At 72.1% G+C, this 17,204-nt stretch carries 18 protein-coding genes; 12 read left to right on the top strand and 6 right to left on the bottom strand.

Annotation, left to right across the window (positions count from 1 at the left end; translation table 11 throughout):
* Positions 1-521: 521 nt before the first annotated feature.
* The 9 genes from HDA32_RS21705 (at position 522) to HDA32_RS21665 (ending at position 7,412) form a co-directional block, all read left to right on the top strand.
* On the top strand, positions 522-1,523 hold the full coding sequence (locus HDA32_RS21705; RefSeq protein WP_179644965.1) for a sensor histidine kinase: 1,002 nt from the start codon (positions 522-524) through the stop codon (positions 1,521-1,523).
* 57 nt (positions 1,524-1,580) lie between these two features.
* Positions 1,581-2,006 carry a roadblock/LC7 domain-containing protein gene (locus tag HDA32_RS21700; protein WP_179644964.1) on the top strand — a complete coding sequence of 142 codons (426 nt, stop codon included), beginning with the start codon at positions 1,581-1,583 and terminating at the stop codon, positions 2,004-2,006.
* Positions 2,007-2,057: 51 nt separating this feature from the next.
* On the top strand, positions 2,058-2,417 hold the full coding sequence (locus HDA32_RS21695; RefSeq protein WP_179644963.1) for a DUF742 domain-containing protein: 360 nt from the start codon (positions 2,058-2,060) through the stop codon (positions 2,415-2,417).
* 13 nt (positions 2,418-2,430) lie between these two features.
* A complete protein-coding gene (locus HDA32_RS21690; RefSeq protein WP_179644962.1) occupies positions 2,431-2,988 on the top strand; it encodes a GTP-binding protein in 558 nt (185 codons plus the stop codon).
* A 414-nt stretch (positions 2,989-3,402) separates the two neighbouring features.
* Positions 3,403-4,104 (top strand): thioesterase II family protein, encoded by a 702-nt coding sequence (locus tag HDA32_RS21685; protein ID WP_179644961.1) that lies wholly within the window; start codon positions 3,403-3,405, stop codon positions 4,102-4,104.
* Positions 4,105-4,227: 123 nt separating this feature from the next.
* On the top strand, positions 4,228-5,286 hold the full coding sequence (locus HDA32_RS21680; protein WP_179644960.1) for a lactonase family protein: 1,059 nt from the start codon (positions 4,228-4,230) through the stop codon (positions 5,284-5,286).
* 151 nt (positions 5,287-5,437) lie between these two features.
* On the top strand, positions 5,438-6,055 hold the full coding sequence (locus HDA32_RS21675; protein ID WP_179644959.1) for a biotin transporter BioY: 618 nt from the start codon (positions 5,438-5,440) through the stop codon (positions 6,053-6,055).
* Positions 6,056-6,114: 59 nt separating this feature from the next.
* Positions 6,115-6,816 carry an energy-coupling factor ABC transporter ATP-binding protein gene (locus HDA32_RS21670; protein ID WP_179646856.1) on the top strand — a complete coding sequence of 234 codons (702 nt, stop codon included), beginning with the start codon at positions 6,115-6,117 and terminating at the stop codon, positions 6,814-6,816.
* Positions 6,813-7,412 (top strand): energy-coupling factor transporter transmembrane component T family protein, encoded by a 600-nt coding sequence (locus HDA32_RS21665; protein WP_179644958.1) that lies wholly within the window; start codon positions 6,813-6,815, stop codon positions 7,410-7,412. The genes HDA32_RS21670 and HDA32_RS21665 overlap by 4 nt, the downstream gene beginning before the upstream one ends.
* A 23-nt stretch (positions 7,413-7,435) precedes the next feature.
* Here the strand turns inward: HDA32_RS21665 and HDA32_RS21660 are convergent, their stop codons facing one another.
* Genes HDA32_RS21660 through HDA32_RS21645 form a run of 4 tightly spaced genes read right to left on the bottom strand, consistent with a single transcriptional unit; the run spans position 7,436 to position 11,961 of the window.
* Entirely contained in the window at positions 7,436-8,746 is a 1,311-nt protein-coding gene (locus tag HDA32_RS21660; protein WP_179644957.1) for a Gfo/Idh/MocA family protein, read from the bottom strand.
* A gap of 43 nt (positions 8,747-8,789) precedes the next feature.
* Positions 8,790-9,644 carry a carbohydrate ABC transporter permease gene (locus HDA32_RS21655; RefSeq protein WP_179644956.1) on the bottom strand — a complete coding sequence of 285 codons (855 nt, stop codon included), beginning with the start codon at positions 9,642-9,644 and terminating at the stop codon, positions 8,790-8,792.
* On the bottom strand, positions 9,641-10,705 hold the full coding sequence (locus HDA32_RS21650; RefSeq protein ID WP_179644955.1) for a carbohydrate ABC transporter permease: 1,065 nt from the start codon (positions 10,703-10,705) through the stop codon (positions 9,641-9,643). The genes HDA32_RS21655 and HDA32_RS21650 overlap by 4 nt, the downstream gene beginning before the upstream one ends.
* Positions 10,702-11,961: an ABC transporter substrate-binding protein gene (locus tag HDA32_RS21645; protein ID WP_179644954.1), complete on the bottom strand. Its 1,260-nt coding sequence runs from the start codon at positions 11,959-11,961 to the stop codon at positions 10,702-10,704. Before HDA32_RS21645 ends, HDA32_RS21650 begins: the two co-directional genes overlap by 4 nt.
* Before the next feature lie 285 nt (positions 11,962-12,246).
* Here HDA32_RS21645 and HDA32_RS21640 point away from each other — a divergent pair, with 285 nt between their 5' ends.
* The 3 genes from HDA32_RS21640 to HDA32_RS21630 all read left to right on the top strand — a co-directional run bounded on the left by HDA32_RS21640 (position 12,247) and on the right by HDA32_RS21630 (position 14,829).
* On the top strand, positions 12,247-13,239 hold the full coding sequence (locus tag HDA32_RS21640; RefSeq protein WP_312863278.1) for a serine hydrolase: 993 nt from the start codon (positions 12,247-12,249) through the stop codon (positions 13,237-13,239).
* A gap of 53 nt (positions 13,240-13,292) precedes the next feature.
* Positions 13,293-14,306, top strand: a complete 1,014-nt coding sequence (locus HDA32_RS21635; RefSeq protein ID WP_179644952.1) for a threonine aldolase family protein — start codon at positions 13,293-13,295, stop codon at positions 14,304-14,306.
* 82 nt (positions 14,307-14,388) lie between these two features.
* On the top strand, positions 14,389-14,829 hold the full coding sequence (locus HDA32_RS21630; RefSeq protein WP_179644951.1) for a DUF4345 domain-containing protein: 441 nt from the start codon (positions 14,389-14,391) through the stop codon (positions 14,827-14,829).
* A gap of 9 nt (positions 14,830-14,838) precedes the next feature.
* Here the strand turns inward: HDA32_RS21630 and HDA32_RS21625 are convergent, their stop codons facing one another.
* On the bottom strand, positions 14,839-15,987 hold the full coding sequence (locus tag HDA32_RS21625) for an acyl-CoA dehydrogenase family protein (protein ID WP_179644950.1): 1,149 nt from the start codon (positions 15,985-15,987) through the stop codon (positions 14,839-14,841).
* Positions 15,984-17,192 carry an acyl-CoA dehydrogenase family protein gene (locus HDA32_RS21620; RefSeq protein ID WP_179644949.1) on the bottom strand — a complete coding sequence of 403 codons (1,209 nt, stop codon included), beginning with the start codon at positions 17,190-17,192 and terminating at the stop codon, positions 15,984-15,986. The genes HDA32_RS21625 and HDA32_RS21620 overlap by 4 nt, the downstream gene beginning before the upstream one ends.
* Between the last annotated feature and the right edge of the window lie 12 nt (positions 17,193-17,204).

The following is a 17,204-nucleotide window of genomic DNA, read 5'->3' as shown; positions in this document are numbered from 1 at the left end:
GCGATTCGCTCGTTTATCAGCGGTTGCACCGGCGGTTCGACGGCCGGAGATGCGACGACGCCACCAAAACGGCATCGCTCCGTTTCCCTCCGGAGAATCCCTGCTGACGACCGGCTTCCCGGTTTCTCGGTGAGCCGCGATGCGTGGCCGCGCGCCACCGGTATCCCGTCAGCTCGCCGTGATTGGTCAGTTCCCCCGTATCGAGGAGATGTGCTGTGGCACAGGCGCGGTCATCGGCTGATCGTGTGGACCATCCCTTGTCGCACATGATGCGGCCGGAGAGCGGCGTCTCCACCGCATCAGGAGGCGGCAGACTACGTCGGATCCTGGGCTGGCTGGGACTCGGCGGGCGCTCGGCCCCCGCTCCCGCGCCGGTCCCGCCGTCGGCTCCGGCACCACCACCGGCCCCGGTCGGCGTGCCGCAGGCGCCCCCCGGGCAGTCGGGCCCCGCGGGTCCTCCCGGCCCTCAGGGCGCACCGGTCGGCCCGCAGGCGGACACGGCATCCCAATCCCAGGAGCTGGTGACCGCCACCCTGGCCAGCCTCGCGATGCGCGACCTCACCCTGGTCGACTCGCTGCTGGACATCGTCGAAGAGCTCGAAGAGAGCACCGAGGACTCCGAACTGCTCGACCGGCTGTTCAAGATCGACAACCTCGCCACCCGGATGCGCCGCAACGGCGAGAACCTCCTGGTGCTGGCCGGTCAGGACAGCGGCGACCCGCAGATGGAGCCCGTTCCGCTGCTCGACGTGGCCCGCGCGGCGATCTCGGAGATCAGCGACTACGAGCGCGTGCGCCTCGGCCGGCTGCCCGAGCTGTTCATCGCCGGCCCGATCGCCGACGACATCAGCCACCTGCTGGCCGAACTCCTGGACAACGCCACCGCGAAGTCCCCCGACCACGCGCAGGTCGTCATCAGCTCGCAGCCGATGGCCGACGGCCGGCTCCTGCTCACGGTCGAGGACGAGGGCATCGGCATCCCGAAGCCGCAGCTCGACGCGCTCAACGAGCGGCTGAGCGGCTCCCCGGTCCTCGACCAGCAGGTCGTCAGGCACATGGGCCTCTACGTCGTCAGCCGCATCGCGCACCGCCACGAGCTGGAGGTGCAGTTGGAGGCCCGGGCGTTCCGGGGCATGAGCGCCCACGTCGTCGTGCCCGCCGGAATGTTCAGCGAGACCGGACCGGCTCCCGAGCGCCCGGAGCGCCCCGCCCCGGTGCGGACGCCGATGCCCGTCCCGCCGGTCAGGGCCGCGCCGGCCGCCGTTTCCGAACCGAAGCCGCAGGAGAGCAGAACGGACATGCAGCAGTCACAGTCACCCGTGACGGCTGCCGGCCTGCCGCGCCGCAGCGCCCACCGCACCACGTCGCCGCTGCCGACCCTGCCGGCCGAGCCGGAGAAGGAAGCCGCGGCGGACGGGCGGCCGGAGGAGGAGCAGGGCGGCGGCGCCAGCAAGGCCGAGCGGATCCGCGCCGATCTGGAGGGCTTCCTCGAGGGCGAGCGGGCGGCGAACACGGATGAGTAGCGGCTCGGACGTGAGCCAATCTATTCGTAACCGACTCATAGAGAAGCTTGGACGGACATGGAACACCGCTTGAGTGAGAGCGCGGAGAACTTCACCTGGCTCATCTCCAACTTCGTCTCCGAAGTGCCGGGGGTCGAGCACGCCGTCGTGGTCTCCTCCGACGGCCTCCTGCTGACCTCTTCCCGTGACTTCTCGGAGCAGAACGCCGAACAGCTCGCCGCGATCGCCAGCGGTCTGCAGAGTCTCGCCGACGGCACCGCCCGGATGTTCGGCAAGGGCGACTCCGAACAGCTCATCCTGCGGATGAAGCGCGGGTATCTGTTCGTCATGTCGATCAGCGACGGATCCTCCCTCGCGGTCCTCACCTCCGGTGACGCCGACATGAAGATCGTGGCCTACCAGATGACGCTGCTGGTGGAGAACGCGGGACACGTGCTGACCCCTCAGCTCCGTTCCGTGCTCCGCGAGGTCATCGCACGTTGACGCCCGTCTCCCTAGGACTTCGGAGCGACTCATGAAGAGGTTGTCACCGCAATGAGCAAACGCAGGCGAAGGGGCGCGCGCATTCGCCCCTACACCTTCACGGGAGGGCGCACCCGCTCGCGCCACCCGCTGATGGTGCAGACGCTCGTCTCCACCGCGGATCCCGGGACCGAGCCGCCGAAGAACCTGATGCCCGAGTCGCAGGACATCCACCGGCTCTGCCGGGAGGCGCGGTCGGTCGCCGAGATCGCGGCGCAGCTCAAGATCCCGCTGGGCGTGACCCAGGTCCTGCTGAGCGACCTGGCCGACCAGGACCTGATCTACATCCATCCCACCATCACCGGACACAGTCCGTCGGAAAACCAAGTTCTGGAGAGGGCGCTCCGTGGACTCGAACGTCTCTTCCAATGACACCAACTCGATGATGTCGACCAAGATCGTCATCGCCGGCGGCTTCGGCGCCGGGAAGACGACCCTGGTCGGCTCGGTGTCGGAGATCCCGCCGGTGACGACCGAGGCCGTGATGACCGAGGCCAGCGTCGAGCACGACGACATCTCGGCCACGCCGGAGAAGGTCACGACGACCGTCGCCATGGACTTCGGTCGGCTCACCCTGGACCAACAGCTGATCATGTACATGTTCGGCACGCCGGGCCAGGCCCGTTTCTGGTTCATGTGGGACGACATCGTCCGCGGTGCCGTCGGCGCGGTCATCGTCGTGGACAGCCGCCGCCTGGCGGACTGCTTCGACGCCATCGACTACTTCGAGAAGAACCAGCACATCCCCTACGTCGTGGCGCTGAACCGCTTCGACGACGAACTCGCCTACACCGCCGAGGAGATCCGCGAGGCCCTGGAGATCAGCGCCGACGTGCCGGTCATCGACTTCGACGCCAGGGAGCGCACGTCCTCCGGCGAGGTCCTCAAGCGGTTGCTCAAGTACACCCTCTCGCGCCCGAAGGACGCCGAACTCGTCGGCTGACCGCAATATCGGGCGGGGGCGAGGAAAGGCGGCCGACCGTCGCCTCGAACGCCCCGACCGGCGGGGAAGAACACCGAGCGCAGGGCTCCGGACAGCACGGAACGTGTCCGGGGCCCTGCGCTCTTACGTTGTGTCCCAGGTCATATGGAGGAGTCCATAACCATCGGATCCGTGACTGAAATGACGCGGGTAATTGCTCCGCGTTCCACCAGAGGGTTACTGTTCCCGCGTATTGTCCGCCTTGGGGTGAATGTGGCCGCGTGTCCTTTTGTGAGGGCGGTCACAGTGGTCCGGCTCCGGAAGCACCCCCGTCACTTCGCCGACGCACGACATGACGGAGAGGGGCAGGAGATGACCGTGCGGACGTCGCGCCGGCACCGCGCGCGAGCGGTGCCGGAGAGCATGGTCGTTCGGTTGAGCGAGGACACCGGCCAGGACCGGAACCTGATCTGCTTCCCGCACGCGGGCGGGAACGGCGGCTCCTACCTTCCCTGGCTGCCGGAACTGGCCGACCGCTTCCACGTCTGGGCCGCGGCCACCCGGGGAAGCGGCCTCCCGACCGCTCCCGAGCGGCACTGGCGACTCCTGACCGGGCGCTACGCCGACGACCTCGCGGCCATCGACGGGGAGCTGGTCCTCTACGGGCACAGCATGGGGACCCTGTACGCCTACGAGACCGCGCGGGAGCTGCGCCGACGCGGCAGGGCCGTCGCCCACCTGGTGGTGAGCGGGCGCGAGGCGCCGCACCGCGCAAAGTCGCTGGAGCTGCCGGAGGATCCGGTGGAGCTGGTGCGCCGGGTCGCCGAGCGCTACGGCGGCGTCCCCAGGGAGGTGCTGGCCGAACCGGAACTGATGCAGGTCTTCGGCGCGGACATGCGCGACGACTTCCTCGCCCACGGCCACTACCGGTGGCACGAGGACGCGCCGCTCGACATCCCGGTGACGGCCGTGGCCGGAGCCGACGACACCGAGGTGGCGGAGTCCGGTCTGCGGGAGTGGAGCCGGCACACCGCGGGCCCGTTCGCGAGCGCGCTGATCCCCGGCGGCCACTTCTTCACGGGCGCCCAACTGGGTCGCCTGTTCGAATTGCTCCGGAGCGAACCGCCGGGGCACTGACCGGTCCGGCCGGAGCCGCCCCGGCCGGACGCGGGTCCACCGCCGCGGCGCACAGCGGCGTAAGGTGTGCCGACGGCCCCGGGCCACCGGCCCCGCAATCCCCACGGACACGAATGGACGATCATGGCCGAGCGGCGACTCCTGTGGATCGGTACCTACACCCCCGATTCCGACCCGGCGGGGACCGGCTCGGGCATCCACCGGGTCCGGCTCGACCTCCGGACCGGAGAGCTCGGCGACGAGGGGGTCGCCGCCAGGACGAGCGGGCCGTCCTTCCTCGCCGCGCACCCCGGCGGCCGGCGCGTCTACGCGGTCAACGAGCGCGCCGAGGGCGGCGTCACCGGATTCGCCGCCACCGCAGAGGGGGTGCTGGAGGAGCTGGGCGCCGCGGCCACGGGCGGAGCCTCGCCGTGCCATCTGATCGCGCACCCCGGCGGTCGGCACGTCATCGCCGCCAACTACGCCGACGGCGGCGTGTCGGTCCACCCGATCGGTCCGGGAGGCGCACCGGGGGAGCGTTCGCGGCTCATCGGGCACAGCGGAGGCGGTCCCGACGCCGAGCGGCAGGAGGGGCCGCACGCGCACAGCGTCGGCGTGGCGCCCGGTGGCCGGCACCTGCTCGTCGCCGATCTGGGGACCGACGAGCTGCGCTGCATCCCGTTCGACCCGCGGGCCGCCGACCCGGTGGGGGAGCCCTCGATCGCCGCGCGGCTCACGCCGGGGACCGGACCCCGGCACCTGGCCGTCCACCCCTCCGGCCACGTCCACGTGGCCGGTGAGCTCGACTCCCGGGTACACGTGCTGCGCTGGGACGCGGCCTCGTCCACCGCCGAACCGGTGGACGAGGCCGAGGCCACCGGCGTCACCGGCGTCGACAATTTCCCGGCCGAGGTCGCGCTCTCCGCTGGCGGCGACCGCCTCTACGTGAGCAACCGCGGCGCCGACACCATCGCGACCTTCGAGGTCAGCGCCGACGGCGCGAAGCTGCGCCACCTGGCCGACACCTCCACCGGCGGCGCCTGGCCGCGGCACTTCGCGCGGGTGGCCGACCTCCTGGTGGTCGCCAACCAGAACTCCGGCACGCTGACCGCCCTGCGCATCGACCCCGCCACCGGCGTCCCGCGGGCCGCGGAGCACCACTTGCCCCTCCCCGACCCGGTCTGCGTCCTGCCCGCGCCCTAGCCCCGCCCGTCGGTCCGGGGCGGCCATCGCCGATTCCGACAAAAGGTCCGGGGAAAAGCTGTCCGACCCCGCATCCGCACCGGGGAGGGGGCGTACACCACAATGAAAGCGACACCTCTTCCCATATCGGGCACGGATCCAAGGACGGGACATGAGCGAATCCCCCACCAACCACATTCGCCATCGCGGGCTGACGGCCCGCGACGCCGCGCTCGTCGCGCTGTTCGCGGCGCTGATCGCGGTGCTGAGCATGCCGGTCGCCATCCCTGTCGGCCCGGTGCCCATCACGCTGCAGACGCTCGGGGTGATGCTGGCCCCGAGCGTCCTCGGCGCCAAGCGCGGCACGCTGGCGGTCGTCACCTTCCTGGCGCTCACGCTGGCCGGGCTCCCGCTGCTGCCCGGCGGGCGCGGCGGCCTCACCCCCTTCTTCGGGCCGACCGGCGGCTACATGGTCGGCTGGATCTTCGCCGCCGTGGTCATCGGCCTGCTGGTGGACCGGATGCTGCCCCGGTACCGGTTCTGGCTCGGCCTGCTGTTCAACGTCATCGGAGGCATCGGCGTCGTCTACCTGTTCGGGGTGCCGTGGACGGCGCAGGCCGTGGACGACGGACTGCTGGCCACGCTGATCGCGACATTCGTCTTCCTCCCCGGTGACCTGGTCAAGGCCGTCATCGCCGCGGCGATCGCCGCCGGCGTCCACCGCGCCTACCCGATCCCGCCCGCGGGCCGCCGCGTGGAGCAGGAGAGTGCGCCGGACGGGCCGAGGTGACCGAGCCCGCGGGCACCGCCGCGACCGCGGCCGCCGACGAGGAGCAACGGATGAGGCCAATGCTGCGACTGGAGAACGTGACGCACGCCTATGACGGGCGCCGCGTTCTGCACGACGTCTCCGTCGACCTGGCCGAGCACCGCATCGGGGTGATCGGCGCAAACGGGTCCGGCAAGTCGACCCTGGCCCGGATGCTCAACGGGCTGGTCGTCCCCGACTCCGGGCGGGTACTCCTCGACGGCGGGGACACCCGCCGCCACGCCCGGGCCATCCGCCGCAGGGTGGGCTTCGTCTTCTCCGACGCCGACACCCAGATCATCATGCCCACGGTCGCCGAGGACGTCGCGATCGGGCTGCGCGGCAGCGGGCTGAGCAGGGCCGAGGTCGACCAGCGGGTGCGCGCCGTCCTGGAGCGGCACGGTCTGGCCGATCACCGGGACCACCCCGCACACCTGCTCTCGGGCGGGCAGAAGCAGATGCTCGCGCTGGCCTCGGTGCTGGTCACCGAGCCCGAGGTCCTGGTCTGCGACGAGCCCACCACCCTGCTCGACCTGCGCAACGTGCACGTCATCGAGCAGACCCTGCGCGCGCTGCCGCAGCAGGTCATCCTGCTCACCCACCACCTGGACACGCTCGCCGGCTTCGACCGGGTGCTGGTCATGGATGAGGGCCGGATCGTCTTCGACGGAGCCCCGCAGGACGCCGTCGACCACTACCGGAAGCTGATGGAGCCGCCCGCGGCCCCGGAGCGGCGGCCGTGAGCGTGATCGGGCTCTACGTCCCCGGCACCGGACCCGTGTACCGGATACCGGCGGGCGCGAAACTGCTGGTCCTGCTGGTGACGGTGACCGCGGTGCTGCTGGTCGGCGACCCGTGGGCCGCACTGGGCGCGGCGGCGGGCGCGGCACTGCTCTACCCGCTGTGCAGCCCGGCGCATCGGTACCTGTGGCGCACCCTGCGCCCGCTGCTGCCCTTCCTCGTGGCCATCGCGGCCTTCCAGGCGTTCACCGCGGGCTGGGAGGTGGGCCTGCGGGTCTGCGCCCAGTTGACCACCGCGGTGCTGCTGGCCGGACTGGTCACGCTCACCACCAGGGTCAGCGAGATGCTCGCCCTGTTCGAGCGGCTGGCCGCACCGCTGCGCCTGGTCGGCGCGCGCCCCGACCGGGTGGCCCTGGTGCTGGCGCTCACGATCCGCTGCATCCCCATGGTCGCCACGGCCTGGCGCGCCTCCCGCGAGGCCTACGCCGCCCGCGGCCTGCGCGGCAGGCCGCACCTGATGGTGGTCCCGGTCATCGTCAACCTGATCCGCTCGGCGGAGTCCCTCGGCCAGGCCATGAGCGCCCGCGGAATGGACTGATCCCGACGGGCGCGGCCCGCCCGCTACCGGAAGCGGCCCGAACCGGGGACCGGGGCGGAGGCCGGGACGGGGGCCGGGGACACGGGGTCGAAGTGCACCACACGGCCCTCCAGCCTCGCCTGCTCGGCGGCGAAGACCAGCAGGTGCGAGTGCAGCGCGTCCTCGCCGCTGGTGGCGACCATCGCGGGGTCGCCGGCCGCGACGGCGGGCAGGAAGGACGCCAGCAGCCCGCCGTCGCCGCCGCCGTGACCCGACTCGATCATGCCGTCGTTGGCCGCGGCGACGTCGATCAGCTCGGTGGAGTCGGTGAGGAAGTCGTAGTGGGTGATGCGGGTGCCGTCGCAGAACAGCTCGCCGTGGGTGCCGTAGATCGACGTCTCGCGCGGGCGCGCCCGGTTGAAGGCGGTCATCGTGAACGTCGCCGTCGCGCCGCCGGTGAACTCCAGCGACACCACCTGGTGGTCCACCGCGTCGTTGTCGCAGTGGTAGACGCAGCGCCCGTAGGGGCCCTCGCGCAGCGCCCGGAAGACCGACTCCCGCGTGGGCTCGGGTGTGAGCACGTCCAGCGGCCAGCCCGTGCGGCCCTCGTCCAGGAACCGGCCGTAGATCCGGGGTGCGGAGTAGGGGCAGGTGGGCTCGGCCGCGCAGTCCAGGCAGCGCTCGCCCGCGCCGGGCGGGGCCTGCTCGGGGCGGAAGTGCCGCAGCGAGCCGAACGACGACACCCTGACCGGGTCCCTGCCGATCATGTGGCGCAGCCAGTCCAGGTCGTGGCAGGACTTCGCCATCAGCATCGGAGCGGTGTCCGCCGTGCGCCGCCAGTTGCCGCGCACATAGGAGTGGGCCTGGTGCCAGAAGCCGACCGGTTCGACGTGGTCGACGCTGACGATCTCGCCGATCCGCCCGGAGTCGATGATCTCCTTGAGCATCCGGGTGTAGGCGGTGTAGCGCAGCACGTGGCACACGCCCAGCAGCACGTCGTTGCGGTGCGCGGCGGCCACGATCGCCTCGCAGTCGGCCCGGGTCTGCGCCAGAGGCTTCTCCACCAGCAGGTGGTAGCCCCGGTCGGCCAGCGCCACGGCCGGCTCGAGGTGGGCGTCGTCCAGCGTGCACACCAGCGCGGCGTCGGCCAGCCGGGGCAGCGCCGCGGCCTCGCGCCAGTCGGCGAAGCGCAGTTCGGGCGCGATCCCGTGCGCCTCGGCCAGCGGCTCGCGGTATTCCGGCCGCGGCTCGGCCACCGCCACCACCTCGGCGACGTCGCGATGGCGCCGGATCCATTCCGCGTAGCCGCCGCCGCGCGACCCCGCTCCCACAATCAGCACTCGTACGGGGGGCATGCTCCTCCTCCTTCACCGCGGGAACCGCCGGACGTGCGAGGGCTCAACGGTACCCGCCTGCCGCCAGGCCCTTGACGATGCGCTTCTGGAACAGCAGCACCAGGATCACCAACGGAACCGTGACCACGACACCGGCCGCCATCTGCGAACCGAACGGCTGCTGGAACTCGCTGTCCCCGGCGAACTTGGCGAGCGCGACCGTCACCGGGTTGGAGGCCAGCGTGATGGAGACGACGCTGGAGATCAGGTACTCGTTCCAGGCCGCGAAGAACACCAGCAGAGCGGTCGTCACCACGCCCGGCGCCGCGATCGGCAGGATCACCCGCACGAACGCGCCGACCGGGCCGCACCCGTCGACCCGCGCGGCCTCCTCCAGGTCCCACGGCATCTCACGGAAGAACGTGGTCAGCACGAAGATCGCCAGAGGCAGCGCGAAGCTGATGTTGGGCACCACCATCGCCTGGTACTCGTCGATCCAGCCCCAGTCGGCGAAGAGCTGGTACAGCGGGGTCACGATCGCCACGCCGGGAAACATCGAGCAGGCCAGGATCAGCGCGAGCACCAGGTTGCGGCCGCGGAAGCGCAGCCGTGCCAGCGCGTAGCCGGAGAAGATCGCGATGATCATCGCCAGCGCCGTGGTCGACACCGCGATGATGACGCTGTTGCGTACCGCGTAGCCGAAGTTGTTCTGACCGCCGAACACGCCCCGGTAGTTGACCAGGGTGGGGTCGTCGGGCCACAGCGCGTTACCGGTGATCTCACCCGGCCCCTTCAGGCTGGAGACGAACATCCAATAGAACGGCGCGAGGCAGTACAGCACGAGCAGCGCGATCCCGGCGCCGATCACCCACGTCTCCCAGCTCCACCGGCGCGCGGCGCGCGTCGTGCCTGCGCTCATCGCTTCACCCCGTCGGCCTTGAACCCCGCGAACACGTTCGCTCCCATCGCCCGGATCAGCAGGAATGCGCACAGGAACACGAACAGGAACGTCAGGGTGGACAGTGCCCCTCCGTACCCCTGCTTCAGCTCACCGGTGGCGGTCCGCACGACCAGGATGGACAGCGTCTCGGTGTTGTTGGCGCCGCCGGTGAGGATCTGCGGGAGGTCGTACATCCGCAGCGCGTCCAGGGTGCGGAACAGGACGGCGACCACCAGCGCGGGCTTGACCAGCGGCAGGGTGATGGCGGTGAAGCGCCGCCACGACGAGGCGCCGTCGATGGCCGCGGCCTCGTACAGGTGCGGTGGAATCGTCTGCAGGCCGGCCAGGATCAGCAGCGCCACGAAGGGCGCGGTCTTCCAGACCTCGGCGAAGATGATCGACCACTTGGCCGGCCACTCGCTGCCGCCCCACACGATCTCGGTCCCCAGCAGCGCGTTGACGACGCCGTCGGGCTGCAGCATCCACCCCCACATGACGGCGCTCACCGCGGTGGGCAGCGCCCAGGGCAGCAGCACCGAGGCCCGCACGATGCCGCGGCCCCGGAACGCCCGGTGCATCACCAGCGCCATGACCAGGCCCAGCGCGGTCTCGATGACGACGCTGACCACGGTGAAGAACACCGTGTTGCCCAGCGCGGCCCAGAAGTCCTCGCGGTCGAAGCCGAAGAGGGCCTGGACGTAGTTGCCGAACCCGATGAACTCCGGCGCCCGCCCGATCGGGTCGTCGAAGAACGAGCGGACGATCGCCGAGGAGATCGGGTAGACCACGATCAGCCCGAGCGCGACCAGGGTGGGCAGCAGCAGCCACAGCGCCAGTCGGCGCTCCCCGCGCCGCTCGCCGACGGGATCCCCGGGGGAGCGCCCGCCGAGACGGGACCCCCGCGGCACCGTTCCGACCGCGCTCACCTGCTCGCCCGGCTCCGCCACCGACGGTGCGTCGCGCGGAGACGCCGGGGTGGGGGGCGCTTCGCGGTCGGACTCCGGCGGCTCCGCTCGCTCGTCGGATCGACGCTCCGTCATACTCCCCGCACCGCCCTCTCCAGTTCCTCCTGCAGGTCGGTGACCGCCTCGTCCACCGTCTTCTCACCGGTCATGGCGGCGTAGGCGTGCTTCTGGATTGCATTGGTGACGTCGTTGTAGCGCGGGGTCACCGGACGGGGCTGCACCTGGTCCAGCCCTTCGCGGAGCGGGCCGAGATAGGGCGCCTCGGCCAGGATCTCCGGGTCGGTGAACAGGTCGTCGCGGGCCATGGGCGTGCTGGTCTGCGCGAGCCAGTCGCGCATGACCTCCTCGCTCTGCATGAACTCGATGAACCGCAGCGCCTCGGCCTTGTGGTCGCTGTAGGCCGAGAGCCCGAAGTTGTTGCCGCCCAGCGTCCCGGTGCCCGGGCCGCCGGGGCCGGGCAGCGGCGCGACGTCGAACCGGCCCTGCACGATCGACTCCTCGCCGGGGGAGTTCATCAGCGGGTAGGCGAAGGCCCAGTTGCGCATGAACATCAGATCGCCGTGCTGGAAGGCCAGCCGGGTCAGGTCCTCGTTGTAGGTGAGGGCCGCCTGCGGGATGTGGCCCTCGGCCATGGCGTCGACCAGGAAGCCCAGGCCCTCGCGCCCCTCGGGGGAGTCCACCGCCACCTCGCCGTCGGGGGTGATGACCTGGCCTCCGGCCGAGGCGATCGCCTCGATCACGGCCACGGTGATGCCCTCGTAGCGCATGTACTGCCCGGCGTAGCAGTCCATGTCGTGCTCCTCGGCGATCGCGCAGGCGTCGATGAGCTCCTGCCAGGTGGTCGGGGGCTCGTCGATGAGGTCGGTGCGGTAGAAGAGCAGGCCGGTGCCCGTGGCGAAAGGCGCGGCGTAGAGCCGGTCCTCCCACCGCCCGGTCTCGGCCGCGGCGTCCAGGATCTCCGGTCCGGCGAAGCGCTTCTCCTCCAGCGGCTCCAGCCAGCCCCGCGCCGCGAACTCCGCCGTCCACACCGCGTCGACGTAGAGCACGTCGTAGCGGCCGGTGCGCGCCTGCAGGTCCTGGACCATGGCGTTGCGCTGCTCGTCGGCCTCGGCCGCGAGCGGGATGTAGCGGACCGGGGCGTCGGGGTTGGCCTCGTTGTACCGCTCGACCAGGGCGCCCAGGTCGCCGCCGCTGGCCCTGGTCGCCGCGAACGTGACGGCCGCGTCGGAGTTGTCACCGGGAAGGCTGCCCGCGCAGGCGGTGGCGGTGAGGGCGAGGCACAGGGCGAGAGCGGCCGCCCGGACGGGCCTGCCGGGACCGCGTCTGCCCATATGGACTCCAAGATCGATCGTCATTGACCTGCCGCGCGCATCTTCCGCTCATGCAACAGGAGGCATCGGCGTGGTGTCAATCACGTTGCGTGCCGGGACCGTCGCCCGACCGGAACCGGGCGCCGACCGCACTCGCAGTCCCGGACGCCGCAGGGGCTCTCGGTGAATCGATATGGGATGTCCGTTTAGCGGCTGTCCTCCTGTTATGCTCCGATCCACCGGCGGCCCCGATGGATCCGGAGCCGCCTCCATCCCCGGCTTCCCCCGGCCCGTGAGGTGATGGGCGTGCGACAGCGCTGGACGGAATCGTTACGGTCCCTTCCCGAGCGGATCGCGCCGCCTTCCCGGCGGGCGCGGCACTGGCTCCTCACCGGCTCCGTCGTCGCCGTGGCGCTGGTGCTGCTCCTCGCGGCCGTGGGCGTTCAGCGCGGGCCGGCGCGCACGGCGACCGCGGCCGGCGCCCCGGGATCCGCCGGGCCCTCTCCCGGCCCCTCCCCGCGACCGTCCCCCGAGCCCGAGCCGCAGCGGGGATCGGCCCTGGCGCCCGGCCGGTACGAGCGGCTCACCGGAGCGGTCGAGGACCACCTCGGCGCCCAGGAGGGCCGCCTCGCCATCGCGCTGCACGACCTCGGCGGAGGCGCCACCTACAGCTACGCATCCGACGAGCGGTTCCGGACCGCGAGCCTGGTCAAGCTGAACATCCTGGTCCTGCTGCTGCTCCGGGCCGACGACGCCGACCGCGCGCTGACCGGGGAGGAGCGCGACCTGGCCGAGCGGATGATCCGCTACAGCGACAACGACGTCACCGACGTGCTCTACGAGCGGATCGGCTTCACCCCCGGCTTCGTCGAGGGCAACGAGCGCCTGGGCCTGCACGCGACCGAGCCCGGCGCCGGGGGAGCGTGGGGCGCCACCACGACCACGGCGGCCGACCAGCTGCGGCTGCTGCGCGCGGTGTTCACCGACGCCGGCCCGCTGTCGCGGCGCAGCCGGGCCTACGCGCGGGACCTGCTCGGCTCGGTGGCCCCGGAACAGGCGTGGGGCGTGTCCACGGCGGCCGGGGACCGCGACCTGGTGGAGCTCAAGAACGGATGGGCGCCCCAGGAGGCCGACGCCGGCCGCTGGGCGATCAACAGCGCTGGACGCGTGCGCGGCCCCGAGCGCGACTACCTGATCGCGGTGCTGTCGGACCGCCACGGCGACTACGCAGGCGGGATCGAGTGCGTGGAGCACGTCGTCACCGAGGTCGCCGCCGCCATCGAGGAGGACCGGTCCTAGATCTAGGCTTGGGCGTGCCCGACCACGACAGCCCACAGGAGCGGAGCGCGGCAATGATCGACCTGCGATCGGACACCGTCACCAGGCCCACCCCCGAGATGCGGCAGGCCATGGCGCAGGCCGAGGTCGGCGACGACGTGTTCGGCGAGGACCCCACCGTGCGCGCGCTGGAGGAGGAGACCGCGGAGCTGCTCGGCAAGGAGGCCGCGCTTTACGTCCCCTCCGGCCACATGTCCAACCAGCTCGCGGTATTGGCCTCGGTGCACAGCGGGGACGAGGTCTGGGCGCACGAACGCGCGCACGTCCTGAGCAACGAGCAGGGCGCGACGTCGGTGCTGGCGCGGGCGCTGCCCCGCACCTTCACCGACCCGGAGGGCCACCCCGGCCAGGACCTGCTGGAGCGCTGGGCGACCGGCGTCGACGACGTCCACCGCGCCCGGCCGCGGCTGATCTGCCTGGAGAACACCTTCACCGGCCTGGTCGTCCCGCTCGCCGAGCAGCGGCGCGTGGCCGACTTCGCCCACACCCGCGACATGCGGCTGCACCTCGACGGTGCCCGGCTGTGGAACGCCGCGGTCGCCCTGGGCGCCACTCCGGCCGAGGTCGCCGCGGGCGCCGACACGGTCTCGGTCTGCTTCTCCAAGGGGCTGGGCGCCCCGGTGGGGTCGGCGATGGCCGGCGACGCCGAGACGGTCCGCGCCGCACGCCGCGCCCGCAAACTGCTCGGCGGCGGCATGCGCCAGGCCGGCATCATCGCCGCCGGCGCGCTGTACGCGCTGCGCACCAACATCGGCCGGATGGCCGAGGACCACGCCCGCGCCGAGCGCCTGGCCGCGGCCCTGACCCGGATCCCGGGGCTGGACGCTCTGGCCCGCACCAACATGGTCCTGGTGAGCACGCCCGAGGGCGCGGCCGCGCGCTACGCCCGGGCCTTCACCGAGTACGGCGTCGGGTGCGTGCCGATCGGCACGGAGCTCGTCCGCCTCGTCGTGCACCTGGAGATCGACGACGCGGGCGTGGACGAGGCGGCCAAGCGGATGGAGGAGGCCGCCGGATCGCTGGGCTGACCCGGTCGGGGACCCTCCCGGGCGGGTCCCCGGAGCCGGGGTTAGCGTGGGACCGAACCGTCCTCGGGAAAGGAACCCCGCGATGCGTCGTGGTCTGCAGGTCGCCGTGGCCGTTCTCGCGCTCGTCCCGATTCTCACCGGACTCAATGACGTCCTGCTGGGACCCACCATGATCCCCGGCGGGGGAGAGGTCACCCCGAGCGTGGACGGCACGTTCCGCTTCAACGGGCTCTTCTGGCTGGCGACCGGGGTCATCGCCCTGTGGATGGTGCCGCGCATCGAGTGGGTGACCACACCGTTTCGGCTGCTCTTCGGCCTGATCTTCGTGGGAGGGCTGGTCCGGCTGCTCTCGGTGGCCGTGACCGGCTGGCCGCACCCCGTCTTCATCGGGGCGATGCTCATGGAGCTGATCGGCATGCCGCTGCTGATCCTGGTCCAGGCGCGGGTGGCCCGGCGGGCCGCGGAGCGCGGATCCCCGGAGCGGGCGCCGATCGGGACGTCCGGCGCCCGCTCCGGAGGGTGAGGGCGCCGGCTACGCGCCCACCGGCAGCTCCACGAGCCTGGCGATCGTCAGGCGGTGGCGGTCGGCCGTGCCCAGGGCGATCGCCGCGCTCTTGGCCCGCTTCAGGTACAGGTGGGCCGGGTGCTCCCAGGTGAAGCCGATGCCGCCGTGCAACTGCACGGCCTCCTCCGCCGCCTTCACCGCGACGCCGGACACGAACGCCTGGGCCAGCGCGGCGGCCAGGGGCGCCTCGGGGCTGTCGGTGGCCACGGCGTCGGCGGCGTTGCGCACGACGGCCCGCGCCTGCGAGATCGCCACCCACAGGTCGGCCAGTCGGTGCTTGAGCGCCTGGAAGGAGCCCACCGGCCGACCGAACTGGGTGCGCGTCTTCAGGTAGGCGACGGTGGTGTCGAGCGCCCACTCCGCCACTCCGAGCTGCTCCGCCGAGAGCAGCGCGGCACCGGTGACCAGGGCCGACTGCACGGCGGTCTCGGCCTTCTTGCCCACGGCCAGCGCGCGCGCCGGGGCCGAGCGCAGCTCCACGGCCGCCAGCGGCCGCGTGAGGTCCAGGCTCACGACCGGCGTGCGGACCGCGTCACCGGCCTCCACCAGATACAGGCCGGGGCCGTCCGGCCCGGTGGCCGGGACCACCAGCACGTCGGCGGTGAGCGCGTCGACCACGCCGCGCACCTCGCCCGTGAGCGCACCGCCGTCGGCGCGCACCGCTTCGGGGAAGGCGGCGTCGGGCTCGGTGGCCAGCGGGACCACGAGCGCGGCGTCGCGCTCCCCCGACGCCAGCGCCGCGAGCGTCTCGCCCGCGGCGGCCTCGGCGTCGTCGCCCAGCGCCAGCAGCGCCGCCGTGGCCAGCACGGCGCTGCCCAGGAACGGCACAGGAGCCGCGGCGCGGCCCAGCTCCTCGGCGACCACCGCGGTCTCGCGCAGCGTCACGCCGGCACCGCCCCGCTCCTCGGGCACCGGCAGGCCGGTGACCCCCATCTCGGCGAGGTCGCGCCACAGCGCCTTGTCGGCGACGTCCCCGGCCTCGTTCTCCACCCGCGCCAGCACCGCGTCCCACGCGCACTTGTCGGCCAGCAGCGACCGGACGCTCGCGCGCAGGTCCTCCTCGACCTCGGTGTAGAGCAGGTTCAGCTCTTCCTTGCCGTCCGTCGGTCCGTTCACTTCGGCAGGTCCTTCCACGCGACGTCCTTGTCCACCCGGACCTCACCGGGCAGGCCGAGGACACGTTCGGCGATGATGTTGCGCAGGATCTCCGAGGTGCCGCCCTCGATCGAGTTGCCCTTGGAGCGCAGGTAGTGGAAACCGGCGACGCGGCTGCGGAAGTCCGCGCCCTCGGGGCGGCGGAAGGTCCAGTCGTCGTAGGTCAGCCCCTCGCCGCCCAGGAGTTCCAGCTCCAGGCCGGAGATCCGCTGGTTGAGCTCTGCGAAGGAGAGCTTGGCCGCCGACCCCTCCGGCCCCGGCTGGCCGATCGCGAGCTGCTGGCGCAGCCGCTCCTTGGTCAGGCGGGCCGCCTCGGCTTCGACCCACAGCCGCAGCAGCGCGTCGTGCATGCCGGGGGTGCGCGCCTGCGGCCGGTCGCGCCAGATGTCGGCGACCACGCCGATCAGTCCGCCTTCGCGCGGTTCGGCGTGGCCGCCGATGGAGACCCGCTCGTTCATCAGCGTGGTCTGCGCGACCCGCCAGCCGTCGCCGACCTCGCCGAGGCGGTGGGCGTCGGGGATGCGCACGTCGGTGAGGTAGACCTCGTTGAACTCGGCCTCCCCGGTCATCTGCCGCAGCGGCCGCACGTCCACGCCGGGGTCGGACATGTCGCAGACGAAGTAGGTGATGCCCCGGTGCTTGGGGACGTCGGGGTCGGTGCGCGCGATCAGGATCCCCCAGCGCGCGGCGTGCGCCCCCGAGGTCCACACCTTCTGCCCGTTGACCACCCACGCGTCGCCGTCGCGGACGGCCCGAGTGCCCAGCGCGGCGAGGTCGGAGCCGGCGCCGGGCTCACTGAAGAGCTGGCACCAGACCTCCTCGCCGGTGTAGAGCGGCTTGAGGAACCGTTCGCGCTGCTCGGGCGTGCCGAAGGCGAGGATCGTCGGCGCGGCCATGCCGAGCCCGATGACCAGCCTCTCGCGTCCGGCGGGGACCGGGGCGCCCAGGCGCGCGAACTCCTTGTCGACGACGACCTGCAGGGCGCGCGGCGCGCCCAGGCCGCCGGCCCCTTCGGGGAAGTGCACCCAGGCCAGACCCGCGTCGAATCGGGCGGCCAGGAACTCGCTCTGATCGGTGGTTGCGGGGTCGTGCGCGGCGACGAAGTCGGCGACCCTCGCCCGCAGGGCTGCGGCGTCGAGTCGGCCGCCGGCCGGAGCCGTTGTCAATGGAGCCTCCAC

The sequence above is a fragment of the Spinactinospora alkalitolerans genome, from assembly GCF_013408795.1.
Taxonomy (GTDB): Bacteria; Actinomycetota; Actinomycetes; order Streptosporangiales; family Streptosporangiaceae; genus Spinactinospora; species Spinactinospora alkalitolerans.
This window is presented reverse-complemented; position numbering and strand designations above follow the sequence as displayed.

Coding starts and splice junctions, on each gene's coding strand:
- HDA32_RS21700 (WP_179644964.1), top strand. CDS start 1,581: ATGGAACACCGCTTGAGTGAGAGCGCGGAGAACTTCACCTGGCTCATC.
- HDA32_RS21695 (WP_179644963.1), top strand. CDS start 2,058: ATGAGCAAACGCAGGCGAAGGGGCGCGCGCATTCGCCCCTACACCTTC.
- HDA32_RS21690 (WP_179644962.1), top strand. CDS start 2,431: ATGTCGACCAAGATCGTCATCGCCGGCGGCTTCGGCGCCGGGAAGACG.
- HDA32_RS21680 (WP_179644960.1), top strand. CDS start 4,228: ATGGCCGAGCGGCGACTCCTGTGGATCGGTACCTACACCCCCGATTCC.
- HDA32_RS21675 (WP_179644959.1), top strand. CDS start 5,438: ATGAGCGAATCCCCCACCAACCACATTCGCCATCGCGGGCTGACGGCC.
- HDA32_RS21670 (WP_179646856.1), top strand. CDS start 6,115: ATGCTGCGACTGGAGAACGTGACGCACGCCTATGACGGGCGCCGCGTT.
- HDA32_RS21660 (WP_179644957.1), bottom strand. CDS start 8,746: ATGCCCCCCGTACGAGTGCTGATTGTGGGAGCGGGGTCGCGCGGCGGC.
- HDA32_RS21655 (WP_179644956.1), bottom strand. CDS start 9,644: ATGAGCGCAGGCACGACGCGCGCCGCGCGCCGGTGGAGCTGGGAGACG.
- HDA32_RS21650 (WP_179644955.1), bottom strand. CDS start 10,705: ATGACGGAGCGTCGATCCGACGAGCGAGCGGAGCCGCCGGAGTCCGAC.
- HDA32_RS21645 (WP_179644954.1), bottom strand. CDS start 11,961: ATGGGCAGACGCGGTCCCGGCAGGCCCGTCCGGGCGGCCGCTCTCGCC.
- HDA32_RS21635 (WP_179644952.1), top strand. CDS start 13,293: ATGATCGACCTGCGATCGGACACCGTCACCAGGCCCACCCCCGAGATG.
- HDA32_RS21630 (WP_179644951.1), top strand. CDS start 14,389: ATGCGTCGTGGTCTGCAGGTCGCCGTGGCCGTTCTCGCGCTCGTCCCG.